Origin of the sequence: Lysinibacillus sp. FSL K6-0232, from assembly GCF_038008325.1 — a bacterium.
Taxonomy (GTDB): domain Bacteria; phylum Bacillota; class Bacilli; order Bacillales_A; family Planococcaceae; genus Lysinibacillus.
Map to the genome: position 1 here is coordinate 3,418,469 of NZ_JBBOYW010000001.1, position 16,848 is coordinate 3,435,316.

A 16,848-nucleotide genomic window follows, 5' to 3' on the forward strand; every position below is an offset into this window, starting at 1 on the left:
CAGATTATGCGATTTGCATCGCCTTGTCTGAGCTTTTCAATGTCAACATCACAACAAAGGAAGTGCAATATAGCGCCGCTAAGTAAATCATTGCTATTGTCATATCGTAGTTTTGTAAAATATAGCCGACGAAAATTGGAGAAAAACCACCTATTGCTCGGCCAAAGTTAAAGATTGTATTGGTTGCTGTACTGCGAATTTGTACAGGATAGAAGCTACTAATTAATGCACCATATCCGGCAAACATCCCATTCGAGAAGAAGCCTACAATAGCGCCTCCCATTAATATAGCAATTGCTCCTGTTGCAAAGGAGTACAGAAATACTGCACAGGCAGAAGCAAGTAAAAAGACACCAAAGGCACGCTTTGCACCAAATTTATCCATAAATCTACCGAATGTCAGCATCCCAATAATCATGCCAACTGCGGTACTAATTGTCCACAATGCTGAGCTTGATACAGATAACCCTTGTGATTGCTGTAGCATAGACGGCAACCAAATCATTAAGCCATTGTAGCCTGCAATTTGAACAGTAGCCATTAAAATAAGCGAAAGTGTCGTTACTGCTATACGAGGTGTGGCGAATAGCTGTGTTAATTTTCCTTGCTCTTGCTTTTTATGTTGCTTGCTCTGTGCTGCTAACCATTCTGGTGATTCTTCAAGATTTCTACGTACAATAAAGGCAAAAATAACAGGGAATACACCAATAAAGAATAATGCTCTCCATCCTAAATGCGGTAAAATAATCGCACTTAATAATGCCGCTAAAATAACGCCATATTGTGCTCCTACACTTACATAAGAGGAAGCTCGTCCCTGCTTATTCTTTGGCCAAGCCTCAGCAACAAGTGCCATACCAATACCATACTCTCCACCAGCACCTAAACCAGCAATAAATCTATAGATATAAACTTGTTCAATATTTGTGGCTAGTCCTGTTAAAGCCGTACCAATGGCAAATAATATAATCGTATATGTAAATACTTTTACTCGTCCATATTTATCTGCTAGTATACCGAAAATAATACCGCCTAATAGCATACCAATATTTGTAACTGAAGAAATCATTCCTCCTGTTGCAAGGTCGATATTAAACTCTGCAATAATCATTGTCATCGCAAAGGAAATAAACATAATGTCCATTCCTTCTAAGGTTAATCCCGCTACTGAAGCGACAACCGTTTTCTTACGATAATCCATTCCTTCTAGCCTCCCATTTTCTAGTTGTCTATCTCTTTTAGTGAATGGATTATAGCTGTCTTGTCCATTCTCTTTTGGAGCCTCACTGGACCTCCATTAAAAGAGTAACAATATAAAAGCCCTTCTGTCACAGAGGACAAAAGGGCATGCCAAAGCAAAGATATTCATTCGTCTAGAAAATACCAATTAGCCCTTTTCAGCCTCTCTGGACCGTCTTAAAGGAAATTTTATATCGTTCAATTATACCGTTCTACATTCTATAAGATTACGAATGAAAAAGCAATGGTTGAATAGTGGAAATTAACTTTGTTCTTCAATAAAAAGGCAAATCTCTATCAATTAATTTGCTTACTTAAATGCTTGCGCTGCGGCAACAGCCTTTTTCCAGCCTGCATAAATATTGTCACGATGCTCATCACTCATATTTGGTGTAAATTGATGATCTAAATTCCAATACTTACCGATTTCCTCTGTCGAATGCCAATAGCCTACTGCTAAGCCTGCTAAATAGGCTGCACCTAAAGCTGTTGTTTCATTGATAACTGGACGATCAACAGGAACATTTAATAAATCTGCTTGGAATTGCATTAAAAAATTATTTGCTACAGCTCCACCATCTACACGCAATTTTGCTAATGGAATATTAGCATCTGCCTCCATCGCTGCTAATACATCCTTTGTTTGATAGGCTAATGATTCTAGTGTCGCACGTACAAAATGCTCCTTTGATGTCCCGCGTGTTAAGCCAAAGACAGCTCCTCGCACATCAGAATCCCAATACGGTGTTCCTAAACCAACAAATGCTGGGACAACATACACACCATCTGTTGACTCTACACGTGCTGCATATTGCTCCGATTCACTGGCATTACGGAACATACGCAAGCCATCACGCAGCCATTGAATCGCTGAGCCTGCCACAAAAATACTACCCTCTAAAGCATAAGTTACTTTACCATCTAAGCCCCAAGCTAATGTTGTCAATAAGCCATTGTTTGACTTCACTGCCTTTTCACCTGTGTTCATTAACATAAAGCAGCCTGTGCCATATGTGTTCTTCACCATACCTTCCTCAAAGCAAGCCTGACCGAATAATGCAGCTTGTTGGTCACCAGCAGCACCTGCAATTGGAACAGCAGAGCCAAAGAACAATGCCTCCTCTGTATAGCCATAAATTTCAGAGGAAGGACGTACTTCTGGTAGCATGGAGGCAGGAACAGTTAAAATTTCTAATAGTTCCTCATCCCACTTTAAATCGTAAATATTGTACATTAATGTACGAGAAGCATTGGAATAGTCTGTTACATGTGCTTTACCACCTGATAGCTTCCAAATTAACCATGTATCAATTGTCCCGAATAATAGCTCTCCTGCCTCAGCTTTTTCACGCGCTCCCTCAACATGATCTAAAATCCATTTCACTTTTGTACCAGAGAAGTAGGCATCGATTAATAAGCCTGTTTTATCACGAAACAAATCATTGTAACCGCTTTCCTTTAATTGCTCACAAATATCATTCGTTTGACGTGATTGCCAGACAATTGCATTATAAATAGGCTTACCAGTATTTTTATCCCAGACTACTGTTGTTTCACGTTGGTTTGTAATACCAATACCTGCAATTTTGCTTGAATCCACATCTTTTTCTGATAACACGGTTGCAATACAAGATAGGATAGATGACCAAATTTCCTCTGCATGGTGCTCTACCCAGCCTGCCTGCGGAAAATACTGCTGGAATTCTTGCTGTGCTGTGTGTACGATTTTGCCATTTTCATCAAATAAAATAGCTCTTGAGCTTGTTGTACCTTGGTCTAACGCTAAAATATATTTTTTCTCTGACATAGAAATCCCTCCAAATAAATTAATTTTCAACTTGAACATTCTTTACAGTTATTTGTGCCCCTATAAAAATAGTAACAACAATCACTGCAACAATCCAAAATGCTATACTATTTTTTCCCTCAAATATTTGTTGGAAAAATAAAGCACCAAATGTACCACCAATAATCGGACCGACCACTGGAACCCATGCGTATCTCCAGCCTGAGTCACCTTTACCCGAAATCGGTAACAGGAAATGGGCAATACGTGGACCTAAATCACGAGCTGGGTTAATTGCATAGCCTGTCGGACCACCTAAAGCCATTCCAATCACAACAATTAACATACCAACTAAAAACGGATTTAAACCATCTGTAATCGTGTTTGTACCTAACGCTAAAATACCTAATACTAAAATAAATGTTCCTATCATTTCTGATAATAGATTTGATAACGGATGCTTAATAGCCGGCATTGTAGAAAATGGTGCTAATTTTGTATCTGCATCTGCTGTTGCCTGCCAATGTGGTAAATACATAAAGTAAACAAGTGTTGCCCCTAAAAATGCACCAATCATTTGTGCTGCAATATATGCTGGTACATCTGCCCATGGAAAATTACCAATCGTAGCAAGGGCAATTGTTAGTGCAGGGTTTAGGTGAGCACCACTGACTCCTCCTACTGCATAGGCTGCCATTGCAACAGCAAGACCCCATGCAAAGGTAATCACAATCCATCCACCACCAAAGCCCTTCGATTTATTGAGCACTGCTCCTGCTACAACACCACCGCCAAATAAAATAAGAATCATTGTGCCGACCAGCTCAGCTGTAAACGTAGACATAGTTAAGTCCCCCTTTGTGATAATAGCCTATGGAAAACAAAAAGGAACCCACATTTAATCAAACTACACGTAAACATGTAGATGAACAAATGTGGGTTCCTTTTCCTAACCACGCGCTTATGAACTTATGTTCATTTTAGAGATAAAAACATACATAGTCAACTATTTTTTGAAATTTTCCCATAATTTTTTATTAGATGTTGTAACAGCGATAGCACCTCCAGCTAGTGCTTCTTCAATATTGTCCACTGTACGTACTAAACCACCTGTAATGACAGGAATTTGTGTGCGCTCATAGATTTCTTGAATCATAGACGGAATAATGCCTGGTAATAGCTCAATATAATCTGGCTGTGCTGTTTCAATCATTGAATAGCTTTTTTCAAGTGCAATCGTATCAATCAAAAACACACGTTGAATCGCCATAATTCCACGAGCCTTGGCTTTCATTAGCATATTGGAGCGCGTTGAAATAATACCAGCAGGACGAATATCATTACATAAAAAATCTGCTGCAAAATTATCTGTTTTTAAACCATGAATTAAATCAGCATGAATAATTAATTTTTTGCCATGCCGAGTTGCCTCACGCTTTAAAGACATCAATAGGCTAATATGCACCTCTAATAAAACAATATACGTGAATGGGCTTGCTATTATTTCGTCAAACTGCTTAACTGTACGTGCAGCTGGAATTACCTGTTGATTATCAAAATGCATACCGTTCCCTCCTCCCTTACTCGTGGTCATCCTATATAATGTTTCATTATAGCGCAGTTGTCGCCCGTCTGATTTCTTTATTGACATCTTCTTCATATTGTTTACGTTGCACTGCTGTCCAGTTGAGTTGCTTTGCCATCTCATCTAAAATACCCTCTTTATATTTTTGAACGATGGCAATTTGAAAGAACATATATCCTGTACGGCGAATGATAAAATCATTCGGATGAATAACCATTTCATGATAAATACCATACATTAATTGTGCATACAGCCATGATGGTAAAATTGAATGTCCTTCCTTTACATAATTAAAGACAATATCTACATTGCTTCCATAATGCTGTGTTAAAAATTTCGCCTCTTTCTCAGATAACCCTATTTTCTTGCCTAATCTTGTACGGTCATATAAGAAGGCATATAATTTCTTTGAACCGCCAATATTACCACCAGAAATCGGAATTTTTTTTGTTGTACATGGTGAAGATTTAATGCCAAACCGTTGCTCTAGTTCTTGTGTAATCGTATTTAATACCGTTTCAGCCATTTTACGATAGCCTGTTAATTTCCCACCTGCAATTGTTACAAGACCTGATGGCGATACCCATACCTCATCCTTACGAGAAATTTCAGACGGGCTTTTTCCGTCCTCATGAATCAATGGGCGAACACCTGCCCAGCTCGATTCAATATCTGCATCTGTCACCTTTACATTTGGAAACATATAATGAATGGCATTCATAAGATAATCACGATCCTCTTGGTAAACATCCATATTGCGAGCATCGCCCTCATAAAATGTATCCGTTGTTCCCACATATGTTTTTCCTTGACGAGGAATAGCAAATACCATGCGACCATCTGGTGTATCAAAATAAACAGCTTGTTTTAATGGGAATTTTAATTCATCAAAAACAATATGCACACCTTTCGATAAAATTAAATGCTTACCAGCTTGCTCACCTTCAATTGTACGCACTTCATCCACCCATGGCCCAGCAGCATTCACCACTGCCTTTGCACGAATATCAATTGTCTGATCTGTTATAATATCCCTTGCTACAATGCCATTGATTTTTCGCTGTTCATTATATAAAAATTTTTCAGCTTTCATATAATTCATACATGTTGCGCCTTTCTCTATCGCTGCCTTTGCCACCTCAATCGTTAAACGCGCATCATCGGTACGATATTCCACATACATTCCACCGCCAAGTAAGCCCCTTGTTTTTACTAATGGCTCCTTCTCAATGGTTTGCACTGCATTTAACATATAACGACGCTCAGCACGTTTGACGCCTGCTAAAAAGTCATAGACACGCAGACCAAGATTTGTAGAATATTTACCAAATGTTCCACCCTTATGAAAAGGTAGCAGCATCCAAACAGGTGTTGTCACATGTGGACCATTTTCATAAACAATGGCACGTTCCTTTCCTAACTCTGCTACCTCTTTTATTTCAAATTGCTTTAAATAGCGTAAACCGCCATGTACTAATTTTGTTGAACGGCTAGATGTACCTGCTGCAAAATCCTGCATCTCTACTAATGCTACGGAAAGACCACGAGCAACAGCATCCAGTGCAATACCGCAGCCTGTAATACCGCCACCAATTACTAATAAATCATATTCTCTCCCCTGTAGCTCCTCTATTATTTGTTGTCGTTGTAACGCTGAAGCTGTACTCATACGTTATTTCCTCCTTCATCATTTTTAAAGATAAAAAAAGACCATCAAAAGCATATGCACACTAGGCACATATGTTTTTAATGGTCTCTCAGTTACTCAAACCTGCTATTAACTTACTTTTTATTGTAATATGCATATTTAAAAAAGGCAAGTTGCTATTTAAGCAATGGAGGAAATATGCCCGCTTACTAACTTCCGAAAGTAGCTAACAAAGTCGTTTTTTCAATAATTTGAAACTAAATACATATTGGAACGTAAACTTACTTAACAAATCATAACTATGTAAAGAAGGATGAGTTAGATGAAGGAATGGTGGCAAAGAAGAAAAAATAAAACACGAAAAAGCAAAAAGAATGCTAGCGATTCTACATTTTTTGATTTCGTTTTTGATGTACTATTTTGGCTACCAGAACTCATTTTCTTGCCTTTTAGAATCATCTTCTGGTTACTTAGAGCCTTAGGTAGATCACTTTGTAGTATTTTTGATTTTTTCTAACATAAAAATACAGCTTTTATAGCAGAGAAAAGGAGTGGTTAATGCTTATCTCCACCCCTTTCCTATTAATTATGCTTCATTTTTACTAGTCATTCAGCATTATCGGCTTCAAAGCTATCCAGCAATGCACGCACTTCATCTGTTGATTTGGTGTGCATTAATTGATTTCTTAATTCACCAGCGCCGCGAAAGCCTTTGACATAAATTTTAAAGAAACGATGCAGCCCAGAGATGGAACGTGGTAGCTCTTCTGCATACTGATCTTGGAGATCAAGCTGCAGTCTTAAAAGATCAAGATACTCTTTTCTGCTATGCTCTTTTGGTTCCTTTTCAAAGGCAAAAGGATTTTTAAAAATACCTCGTCCAATCATCACACCATCAATGCCATATTGCTCTGCAAGCTGTAGCCCTATTTGACGGTCAGAAATATCCCCATTAATTGTTAATAGTGTATTTGGTGCGATACGGTCACGTAGTTTTTTAATTTCTGGAATTAACTCCCAATGGGCATCAACCTGGCTCATTTCCTTTCTCGTCCGCAAATGAATCGACAGGTTGGCAATATCCTGCTTGAAAATATGTGTGAGCCACTCCTCCCACTCATCCACATTTGTGTAACCCAGCCGTGTTTTTACGCTAACAGGCAGCCCGCCTGCTTTTGCTGCTTGAATAAGCTCTGCTGCAACATCTGGACGTAGAATCAGACCACTGCCTTTCCCTCTCGACGCCACATTTGGTACAGGGCAGCCCATATTAATATCAATGCCCTTAAACCCTAGCTCTGCCATGCCAATGCTCATTTGACGGAAATAGTCGGGGTTATCTCCCCAAATATGTGCCACCATTGGCTGTTCATCTTCTGTAAAAGCTAAACGTCCACGCACACTTTTCATTCCCTCTGGATGACAATAGCTATCTGAGTTTGTAAACTCTGTGAAAAATACATCTGGTCGTCCAGCAGCACTGACTACATGACGAAAAACAACATCTGTTACATCCTCCATCGGTGCTAATACAAAAAATGGTCGTGGCAAATCACGCCAAAAATTATCTATCATTGTCAATTCCAATCCTTTCACTATGGGTACGAGGTCAAAAATACCCATCTTCTTTTACTCTTATATCATGCTTCATCACTTCTTATCAAATATAAGTATATGGGATATTTATAATTTGAGAAAATTGCATGAAAAATAGCCCTCTGATCAATTGCTTGATCAAAGAGCTAAGCTTTTCACATATTAAAGTAGCGTCGGTTGTCGGATTTGACTACTATTGTGATACCTTAAATTGATTAACAGCCTCACTTAATTTATCACTTAATTCTACTAGCGTTCCAGCTGCATCTGTTACAGATTGGATGGCACGAAGCTGTTCATCTGTTGAAGCACTCACCTCTTCACAGGCTGCTGCTGTTTCTTGTGAAGTTGCTGCCATTGCTTGAATTGTTTCAGTAACATCATCCTTGTGTACCGCTACTTTTTGAATTTCTTCATACACTGAGTCGATAGAATCCTGCATTTCTGACATAAGCATCGAGATTTCACCAAAGGTTGTTTCAGTGGCATTGACAACGTTGCCTTGTCGTAGGAAGTTTTCACGCGTTTCGCTCATCTGCTGTGTAACAAGTTGGGATTCCACTTGCAGCTCTTGAACTGTCATTTTCACTTCTTCTGTCGAGCGTGCCGATTGCTCAGCAAGTTTACGTACCTCTTCAGCAACAACTGCAAAGCCTTTACCATGCTCCCCTGCACGTGCCGCTTCAATACTTGCATTCAGGGCAAGCAAATTCGTTTGTGAGGAGATTTCCGTAATAGTTTCCATAACCCCACCAATCGCCTTCACTTTATTTTCCAATGTGCTGATCACTTCAAACATCGATCGCAAGCTTTGCTCCCAATCATTGAAGGATAATTTCAGCTCTTGCATTCTACCTTGCCCATCCTTGTTCATGTCGCCAGTTTTTGTAGCAATATCTGACATAGTTCTAGCCTTCACTGTAATTTCGTTAATTTGCTGACTAAGTAAGTCAACACGTTCCGTAGCAGTTTCTGCGTCTTCAGCCGATTTAGCAGCACCCTGTGCAATTTCACCAACTGCGTGAGAAACTTCGGTGCTTGAAGCGCTTGTTTCTTCGGCAACCGCACTTAAACTTTCTGAGTTCGCACGGACATTTTCCGCAGAATCATTTACAACTGCAATAATAGTATTCATATTATCAATCATGACATTAAAATTATCACCAAGTTCACCAATCTCATCTTTTGTTTTGATGTCAGAACGAACCGTCAAATCACCTTGAGATACAGAATTCATCAGTGTTTTTAGCGTTTCAATCGGTTTAATTGTGCGACTAATTACGATATAAAGCATGATAAATAGAATAACTAAAGTGGCTAAGGATACAAGCAATATCGTATTTCGTAGCTCAATTGCCGCTGCGTTTATATTTTTACTATCATAAAATGTGGCAACCTTCCAATTAAGCTCTGGCAGAGTTGTAAATAGCAGTAACTTGTCAGTACCTTCATCATTATAATAAATGTGTCCACTATCCTTGCCATCCGTATACATTTTCTTGATAAAAGGCTGTTCCATCATGTTTTCACCACTCAATGTTGGATGAACAATGGCACTTCCCTCTGGGTCTAATAGGACAGGATATCCATCATAGCCAAGTTCAATTTCAAGAATGGTATCAGTAAGCGCAGATAGCTCAATACTAATTCCAACAACCCCTAAAAGTTGCCCATTGCGTTGCACAGCCTTAGCTGCGGTAATTGCATAATCTCCAGTTGCAGCATCAATGTATGGATTCGTCCAATACACGGAATCAGGATTACTAACAGCTTCTTTGTACCACTCACGGCTTGTTGGATCAAAATCCGCCCCTAAATCTACATGCGGAATATGAATCATTTCCTTAGTTGGAAAGGCAAAATAAATAAATGCAGCATCCTCGTATGTATCTAAAAACTGAGATAGCTCATTCTCAAGAGTTGGAAAAGTTTGAGCTCCTGGATTTTCTACCTCCATGAGATTCTCAAAATTACGAGAATTTGATAACTGATCAAGCCCTTTTTCATATTGCTGTAGATAATTATTGATGGAGTCAGACATTTGATTAACAAAGATAGTGCTTTGCGCAATCACGCTGTCCTCTGTTTTATTTTTCATTTCAGTGATACTGATAATGCTCATTGTTAAAACACCAATAATGAACAGCACCATCACAATGAAAATAATTTTTGTTTTAATAGACTTATACAAACTGAATCATCTCTCTTTACTTTCATTTTAGTCAGTAGAACACAATTTTTAGTTAGTCTAATTTACTAATTTCCTCCTTAAATTACGGCATTAAATGATTCATTTTACACACACTTTTTAGAATACCATATTTTCTAAAAATTCGAATATAAAATATTCTGAGAGGCTGTTTATTTTTATAAATTAAGAAAGCACCAAATTCAGTAATGCCATCTGAACTTGATGCTCTAAAGCTCTATTCTGCTGTTCATATAAGCTGTGCAACCATTTTACATGTGGGGACAACGCAGGAGGTGTACTGTGCTGGGTTTCTGGACCTGACCATTACTTTTTTATGTCTTCACAGTTTTTTCACTTAAATACCAACTAATTAAGACCATTCCTTCACAAACTTTATTGATTTTACATTATTAATATCAGCTAAAGTTCATTAATAGCTATTCATTTATAGACTACATTCTGCTTTTAACAGCGCAAACATTTCTTCTTTATGATTATCGGCAATGCTTTCATTCCATACACCGCCATTATAATTGATTAAAGCGTTCATAATGAGTAACTTTAAACTTTGTTCAATAATACTCGGATAAGAACTTACCTTTCCGTTAGGTGGCAAATTCGAAAATTTAGAATTCCCGGATACCGTAATTAGTGCTAAATTACCAAAACTATTCAAGTCCTCGTCTGCCCATTTGTTTAGCAATTCACTATTAGAAGGGTTCTGTGGATAAAAATGCTCAATGGAGTTTCTAAATTGGAATTGCCAGTTATCTTTCATTGGTGATATAACTAGCATTTGATTATACCGATAGCCATCTCTATATAAGATATAATCGAGATAAGTAAAAACAATACGCTCGATAGCAAATCCTTTTGCCTCTAAGAATTTTGATTGTTTCACCTTCTCTTTGCAATAGTCTTCTAAAATAGATAAAACGTTAACATCTTCATTTTCCATCAAATACTTTAAAACAATTGAAATCCAATGCATCGTTTTTGGTGATGTATATGTAATACGTAAACAGGATTGAAGTGTCCTCAATGTCTTATTATCATTTATGTCACTACCATCGTCATAAGTTCCAACATATTTTGGTTTTAAGTTTCCTTTTTTCCTATCTTCGTATGCTTCAATACGCTGTAAAGACCATTTTCCAATTTCCTTATAATCTTTTGCAAACTCTCTTTTTAAAATATATTGATCAAACAAAACTCTACATTTTAATAAGTTAAATAAAAAGTTTTTGCAGCTTTCTTCACTTTCCCAATGGTGCTGTATATTTCGTAAAAAGTTTTTATCGTCTAACAAGGACTCATTTTCATTGGACTGAGATAGGGTCTTATTAACCTGTAAAATGAAATTAGGAAAAGATATAATAGACTCGAATCTTTCATTTTCTTCAATGTCAGCACGAGTTTCTATTTTCACCTTTTTTCTTTCCTTCAATATATCTAATAATGTTTTCGGAGCTGTATCTTCTTCGTTTTGTTGAATATTTGTTATTTTTTCTTTGACCTCATTAAAATCCCTTACACTTGAGCGTAATTTATTCCAATCACTTGAAAAAATCTTCTTTCTAATATGTATATTAAAATTCATTTGAACATACGTATCCATTTTTGAGCAAGCTTCCCAAATAAGTGCACCTACTTTTTTATCTTCTATACTAGACAGTGGACTTAATAATTTCGCTTTAGCTATTTCATGAAATTCTAACTGCTCACCTCGTGTATTCATAATTTCAAAATAGTGATTTAAGTCAATTTTAGAAGGAACCTGTATACGAATTAACTGTACGTTATCTAATCTTTCGATAAATTTACTTTTATCGATTTCTTTATTATAAAAATAAGTTTCAATTATTTTATAGCCTTGCATAATTTCTTGGGATAATAATTCTTCCGGTAAATTATTTTTTCCTAGCATAGCAAGTGTGTGATTTGATTTTTCTCTCGCCTCAAAATACAAGGAACCTTGTAAAACGCTCATTTTTAAATATTTTTGAAGCAAGAATAATGTAGTTAAACGCTGTTGACCATCTATTACTTCATAAGAATCGAGGTCCTTTTGATTAACAATTAAAGTTCCTAAAAAATAATTATGTGAAGACGTATTTATATCATCCAACAATTGCTGAATCTGTTCTTCTCTCCATGCATAATTTCGCTGATAAATAGGTATTTCATAATTCGCCTGAAAAAATAAGTTTGAAACTTGTAAAATTTCTGGTTGAGTATTCATAGTTCACCATCCATTCATCCGTATAAAAAATTCCATATTTCTGAGTATTTTTTTAGATTAGCACTAACATCCTCTTTATTTATACTTTCAAAAATTACAAAGGCTAATTCTTCAGGTTCATTCATTTCACTAAGCTTTGTAAATAAGTCTAATCCATAATTTATTCTCTCGTGATTGCCGCAAGCATATTTGTTAATGGTTTGTGGATATACGGCTGTCATCACTAATCGAAGCGAGTAACACCATGTATATAATTGTTTAATAACTGTATCTGTAATAAATTCCAGACCAAATCGGTCAGCAAAAAATAATAATGCACTTTCATAGAGTTGCTTAATATAAATGTCTCCCGACCGAACGTCTGGTATTTGATCCTTATTATGAAAATCCATTATTTTATTTTGAACCTTTTCGAGCAATTCAGCGTAATGCAGCGTATAGTTGAAAAACCGTTTACCAGCTAAAACGGGTTGTGTTAATTGAAATTGATTTAGTGGCTGATTTGCTAACAGCTCTATACTACCATTCGTATTCGTTTGCTCAATGAAGAGATTTGATGCCTTTTGATAAATTGCATAATTGTATGGACTACGCAGCTTAATTCCCTTAAATGTGGCAATTTTATCGCTAGAATAACCTAGACCATCTTTCTTCTTATACCATTGCGTCACTGGAAATAAATAATTTTTAAATAAATCTTCTAATGCTTGCTGATTTTTATTTTCCCAACTATTAATGATTTTTATTTTGGTATGCTCGTCCTCTAAGTTCATTTCTCTTAAATGATAGGATTTCAGTAAATCATGGGGCGCTAATTCCTTCCCCCTGCAATTTTGAGAATCAAAAAATTGAAATGCTTCTTGCTCATTATCCGTGACAATTTTTACAACTGTACACTTTTCAAGTAAATATGATTTATATGCTAAACGCTCTTTCGGTTCAAGCTCAGATATCTTTTTGGATAGCAATTCAAAATTATAAATAATTGCGTTTGTTGAAAGCGAGCTATACTGTTCATTTAATAAACCATCATTCGTATCTCCAAGACAGTACAGTAAAATAGACAATGTAGTAATTCTCTGCTGGCCATCAACAATATAGTAATGTTGTTTTTTCTTATGAAGAATGACAGAACCAATTCTATATTCAGCCAGCCCTTTTCGATAAGCTTCATAAGTATCCATAAATAAAGTATTCGTTGAACTTACATGCCAACGATAAGGTCTTTGATATTCTGGAATAGATAACTGCAAACCAAGTAAATTTTCTAATGAAACAACTGAAAGTTCTTCTTCAATTAAACCCATCATTCCATTCCTTCCATTTATTTAGCTAATGCTATGATTGAACTGCTAAAAAGACATTTTATCAATGTTTTTTAGATACACTAAAAAAATTCTACAATATTTGAGAGCTTTAATCTCCTAATATCAATAAAAAACAGACAACTATGGAATTGAAATTACTTCCTTAATCGTCTGCTGATTTTGATATTTACTGCCTTAGCTCCAACCATGTAACTGCTTCACAGTGGGACGAGCGGGGTGGATTGATGTCTTTTACATTGTCGGTAGTTGGAAACACGTCATCGCCACTTTTTGCACTATCGGTAGGCGGGAATATATCGATTAATTTTTACATATCGAAAAAATGAATACATCGCCGATTGCGTCCCTAGGATGTATAGACGCTGAAGTTGGATTCTTGCTTCATCTGCTGATGAACGAACTTACGGTACAATGCATGTCCATCCATCAATTGAGCATGCGTTCCTTGGCCAGTCAAGATGCCATTCTCCAGGAAGATGATTTGGTCTGCATCGACGACGGTTGACAAGCGATGCGCGATGATAAGCGTCGTGCGACCATGCATCAAGTTTTGCAGTGCTTCCTGGACAAGTGCTTCCGATTCGCTATCCAGATTCGACGTCGCTTCGTCCAGAAGTAGCAGCTTTGGATCGCGCATCAGAGCGCGAGCAATGGCGATGCGCTGGCGCTGACCACCGGACAGCTTGATGCCCCGTTCGCCAACCTCGGTGTCGTAGCCTGCCGGCAATTGCTCGATAAATGCCGCGGCATTAGCCAGACGCGCAGCCTCGCGCACTTCGTCGTCGGTAACCGGACGCGTGAGCCCGTACGTGATGTTGCTTTTAATCGAACCTGACATGAGCGGGCTTTCTTGCAGGACGTAGCCGATCCCTTCCCGCCAAGCGTGAAGCGGAATTTGTTCGATGTTCTGCTCTCCGAGCATGATGCTGCCCGCCGACGTTTCATAAAACCGCTCCAACAAGGAGAAGATCGTTGTCTTACCGGCACCGCTCGGCCCGACGAAGGCGACAGTTTGCCCCGGCTCAATCGTGAAGTTTAAGCTGCGCAGCACCTCGTCCTCTTGCCCATAGCCAAAGGATACGTCCTGGAAGTGGATGGGCTGATTCCAATCGACTTGGTATGACGCATCTTCCGATTTCTCCCAGTCCGCAGACAGCGTTAACGCGGTTGCGAAATCAGGCTTCGATTGACGGTCTGGCTCCTGATGGTCAGGATCATCATTTTGCTGATTTTGCTGTAAGCGTCCTGTTGACTGCTCTGGATCAGTGCATAGCAACTCTTGGATGCGCTCGGTCGCTCCCATCGCTTTTTGAAAGGCGGTGAAAAACTGTGCCAGCATGCTGAATGGCACTACGACCTGGAACATATAAATAATGACAGCAACCAGTGTTCCGGCAGACAGATCACCGGCGGAAACGCGCGCTCCACCGTATCCGATGATGACGACCAGCACGACCATGATCACGGTTGTCATTAGTGGTGAGACGAATGCTTGGATGCGTGCTTCTCTCATGCCGAAGTGAAACAAGCTGGCAATCTCTCGCTCGCCCCGTTCGCGCTCAACGGACTGGGCATTGTGCGATTTCACAAGACGGATGTCGCTGAGCACGCGACCGAGTCCCGCGCTGAAAGCGGCAAGCTCATCTTGCATTTGCAAGGAAATTTTGTACACCAGTCTGCCTAATGGAGCCAAAATCAGCATGGACACTGGCACTGCGGAAAGCATAATGAGCGTCATTTTCCAGTCGATGACAAACAGGATCACTAATGCTCCGATGATCGAAAGAATGCCGGAGATGGAGGTGACGAGATGGTTCGTTATTAGTGTCTTAAGCGTGTTCGTATCCTGCGTAACACGGCTGATCAGCTCGCCGGATTCGTGCTTGTCAAAGTAGGAAACTTTGAGTTTGAGAATGTGATCCCACAAGCGCAATCGGATGTTTCTCACGAACATCTCGCCAATATACGTCATGAAATAGTAGGAAAATCCGCCCGCAGCCGCCTGCACAAAAAACGCCGCTATGAGCCAAATGATGACGCCGATATCGAGACCACTAGTCGCAAATTGATCAATCAAATCACGGGTGAAAAGCGGCACAATCACGCCGCCTGCAGCTTCCAATACACTTAGGATGATGGCAACGGCAAACAGCCCTCTCCTGGGAACGGCACTGCGCAACATTCGCAAAAACTTCCGCCATTGTCCCTGGTCATGATTATTCACTCTCTCTGTGTCCATCTGACAACAGTCCTTTCTTTATGGAATAGTACTCGAACGCTTCTGCAAACCATTTCTCTTCCTCTTCTGTAAACGGGGTACCGATCGCAGCGGGCAGTTCTATATTTTCTAAGTGATCCGCATATTCATGCATAAAGTACCAATTGTCGCCCATCAGTTCGTTAGCGAGAGCCATAAATTGCTCGATGAGCTGCTGGACTTCTTCGGAGTCTGGACGATGGTTGCACAATGCTTGTTTGAGGTCCTGAAGGAGCAATGTCGAGCGCATGTTCCAGTCCCGCTCTTTGCTTTCGTCCGCGAAATTTTCCTTTATTCTCTGAATCAACGGCTCTGGAAACCAATCAGACATCCATTCCATCTGTTGCTGCTCCGTCACGATGCTGTGAATCAAGAAGGAGATCACTTGCGGATCTATCCTATGCTCGGCTTCAAGTACCGCGGCAGCATGATCAATCGCTTTCAATATTTGCTGAATGTGTTGCTGTTTATGCTCCAAAGCCTGTTTCTGCATTCGCAAAGATCGTAGCAAGGCGTTGCTGTCCCCCGCTTGTCCGGACATGATCGCTTTAATGTCTTTCAATGAAAAACCAAGATATTTGTATGCAATGATTTGCTGTAGCGGAATTAGATCGTCCGGGCGATAATACCTTCTCCCGGAATCACTAATATAGCTTGGCTTGAGCAAGCCTTGCTCTTCATAAAATCGCAGCGTGCGTGGACTGACACGGGCTATACGGGAGAATTCTCCAATGGACATTTGCTCTTTCATCATCTCAATCAACCTCCGAATTCATTGTACAACTTTACGTAACGTAAGAATCAAGCGTTTCTTTATTTGCATAATTTCGTTTGTAAGCTTTTCACGTAGGAATATCCCCAGCTCATGCTGGAGGCTAAACTCATTATAAATTTCAATGCTCTTAGACTGAACAAACAAGAAAAAGTCATCTACTAATTGCCTTAAATTAAGCAAAGATCCACCTCATACACCCTA

General features: G+C 38.9%; 12 protein-coding genes. 1 reads left to right on the forward strand and 11 read right to left on the reverse strand.

The window, feature by feature from the left end:
• Nucleotides 1-4: 4 nt before the first annotated feature.
• The 5 genes from MHB42_RS16850 to MHB42_RS16870 all read right to left on the reverse strand — a co-directional run bounded on the left by MHB42_RS16850 (nt 5) and on the right by MHB42_RS16870 (nt 6,279).
• On the reverse strand, nt 5-1,201 hold the full coding sequence (locus MHB42_RS16850; protein WP_340807605.1) for an MFS transporter: 1,197 nt from the start codon (nt 1,199-1,201) through the stop codon (nt 5-7).
• A 348-nt stretch (nt 1,202-1,549) separates the two neighbouring features.
• Nucleotides 1,550-3,046, reverse strand: a complete 1,497-nt coding sequence (glpK, locus tag MHB42_RS16855; protein WP_340807607.1) for a glycerol kinase GlpK — start codon at nt 3,044-3,046, stop codon at nt 1,550-1,552.
• Between the two features lie 19 nt (nt 3,047-3,065).
• Nucleotides 3,066-3,869, reverse strand: a complete 804-nt coding sequence (locus tag MHB42_RS16860; protein ID WP_340807608.1) for an MIP/aquaporin family protein — start codon at nt 3,867-3,869, stop codon at nt 3,066-3,068.
• 162 nt (nt 3,870-4,031) lie between these two features.
• Entirely contained in the window at nt 4,032-4,589 is a 558-nt protein-coding gene (locus MHB42_RS16865; RefSeq protein WP_340807609.1) for a glycerol-3-phosphate responsive antiterminator, read from the reverse strand.
• A 46-nt stretch (nt 4,590-4,635) separates the two neighbouring features.
• Nucleotides 4,636-6,279, reverse strand: a complete 1,644-nt coding sequence (locus tag MHB42_RS16870; RefSeq protein WP_340807611.1) for a glycerol-3-phosphate dehydrogenase/oxidase — start codon at nt 6,277-6,279, stop codon at nt 4,636-4,638.
• Between the two features lie 301 nt (nt 6,280-6,580).
• Between MHB42_RS16870 and MHB42_RS16875 the strand changes: the two genes are divergently transcribed.
• The gene (locus MHB42_RS16875; protein WP_340807613.1) at nt 6,581-6,775 is read left to right on the forward strand and encodes a hypothetical protein; all 195 of its coding nucleotides are present in this window, start codon (nt 6,581-6,583) and stop codon (nt 6,773-6,775) included.
• 89 nt (nt 6,776-6,864) lie between these two features.
• On the opposite strand, the gene MHB42_RS16880 is transcribed toward MHB42_RS16875, so the two are convergent.
• From MHB42_RS16880 to MHB42_RS16905, 6 genes are all read right to left on the reverse strand, one after another.
• Entirely contained in the window at nt 6,865-7,833 is a 969-nt protein-coding gene (locus MHB42_RS16880) for a tRNA dihydrouridine synthase (protein WP_340807615.1), read from the reverse strand.
• 214 nt (nt 7,834-8,047) lie between these two features.
• Nucleotides 8,048-10,045, reverse strand: a complete 1,998-nt coding sequence (locus tag MHB42_RS16885; protein ID WP_340807617.1) for a methyl-accepting chemotaxis protein — start codon at nt 10,043-10,045, stop codon at nt 8,048-8,050.
• 445 nt (nt 10,046-10,490) lie between these two features.
• A complete protein-coding gene (locus MHB42_RS16890) occupies nt 10,491-12,287 on the reverse strand; it encodes a DUF262 domain-containing protein (protein ID WP_340807618.1) in 1,797 nt (598 codons plus the stop codon).
• Between the two features lie 14 nt (nt 12,288-12,301).
• Nucleotides 12,302-13,597: a DUF262 domain-containing protein gene (locus tag MHB42_RS16895; RefSeq protein ID WP_340807620.1), complete on the reverse strand. Its 1,296-nt coding sequence runs from the start codon at nt 13,595-13,597 to the stop codon at nt 12,302-12,304.
• 364 nt (nt 13,598-13,961) lie between these two features.
• Nucleotides 13,962-15,854, reverse strand: a complete 1,893-nt coding sequence (locus tag MHB42_RS16900; RefSeq protein WP_340807621.1) for an ABC transporter ATP-binding protein — start codon at nt 15,852-15,854, stop codon at nt 13,962-13,964.
• Nucleotides 15,832-16,626, reverse strand: coding sequence for a MerR family transcriptional regulator (locus tag MHB42_RS16905; protein WP_340807623.1), 795 nt, complete (start codon nt 16,624-16,626; stop codon nt 15,832-15,834). Before MHB42_RS16905 ends, MHB42_RS16900 begins: the two co-directional genes overlap by 23 nt.
• Nucleotides 16,627-16,848 lie beyond the last annotated feature (222 nt).

Bases quoted from the DNA above. Each gene is read 5' to 3' on its own strand.
- MHB42_RS16850 (WP_340807605.1), bottom strand. From the start codon at position 1,201: ATGGATTATCGTAAGAAAACGGTTGTCGCTTCAGTAGCGGGATTAACC.
- MHB42_RS16900 (WP_340807621.1), bottom strand. From the start codon at position 15,854: ATGGACACAGAGAGAGTGAATAATCATGACCAGGGACAATGGCGGAAG.
- MHB42_RS16905 (WP_340807623.1), bottom strand. From the start codon at position 16,626: ATGATGAAAGAGCAAATGTCCATTGGAGAATTCTCCCGTATAGCCCGT.
- MHB42_RS16890 (WP_340807618.1), bottom strand. From the start codon at position 12,287: ATGAATACTCAACCAGAAATTTTACAAGTTTCAAACTTATTTTTTCAG.
- MHB42_RS16870 (WP_340807611.1), bottom strand. From the start codon at position 6,279: ATGAGTACAGCTTCAGCGTTACAACGACAACAAATAATAGAGGAGCTA.
- MHB42_RS16875 (WP_340807613.1), top strand. From the start codon at position 6,581: ATGAAGGAATGGTGGCAAAGAAGAAAAAATAAAACACGAAAAAGCAAA.
- MHB42_RS16865 (WP_340807609.1), bottom strand. From the start codon at position 4,589: ATGCATTTTGATAATCAACAGGTAATTCCAGCTGCACGTACAGTTAAG.
- MHB42_RS16880 (WP_340807615.1), bottom strand. From the start codon at position 7,833: ATGATAGATAATTTTTGGCGTGATTTGCCACGACCATTTTTTGTATTA.
- glpK (WP_340807607.1), bottom strand. From the start codon at position 3,046: ATGTCAGAGAAAAAATATATTTTAGCGTTAGACCAAGGTACAACAAGC.
- MHB42_RS16860 (WP_340807608.1), bottom strand. From the start codon at position 3,869: ATGTCTACGTTTACAGCTGAGCTGGTCGGCACAATGATTCTTATTTTA.
- MHB42_RS16895 (WP_340807620.1), bottom strand. From the start codon at position 13,597: ATGATGGGTTTAATTGAAGAAGAACTTTCAGTTGTTTCATTAGAAAAT.